Here is a 432-nt window from a genome sequence, read left to right as displayed (position 1 = left end):
GTGAGCTGGAATGATAATTTAAGGAAAAACATTACAATGGTCTTCCAAATTCCCGTGATGTTTAACACTACCGTTTTTAAGAACATAGCATATGGGTTAAAAATCAGGGGATACTCAAAAGAGGAGATAAAGAAAAAAGTTGAGGAAGTTTTAGAGCTGGTTAGACTCCAAGGTTATGAAAATAGGAGGGCAAAATATCTTTCAGGAGGAGAAAAGCAACGAGTTGCCATAGCAAGAGCAATTGTCCTCGAACCAAAGCTTTTACTTATGGACGAACCGACCGCAAATTTAGATCCAACAAATTCTGCTATAATCGAGGAAATAGTTAAAGAAATAGTTAAAGAAAAGGAAACTACAATACTCTTTTCAACTCATAATCTATTCCAAGCAAAACGATTAGCCCACAGAGTGGCCCATATATACAAAGGAAAG

General features: G+C 36.3%; 1 protein-coding gene. It reads left to right on the top strand.

Annotated features, from left to right (window positions below):
* Positions 1–432: ATP-binding cassette domain-containing protein (locus E3E37_RS11175; protein ID WP_167717428.1), on the top strand; the 432-nt coding region annotated here is incomplete at both ends.

Source organism: Thermococcus sp. ES12 (assembly GCF_012027515.1).
Lineage (GTDB): Archaea > Methanobacteriota_B > Thermococci > Thermococcales > Thermococcaceae > Thermococcus > Thermococcus barossii.
Note: the sequence above shows the minus strand (reverse complement) of the source record. Positions and strands in the feature narration are given on the sequence as shown.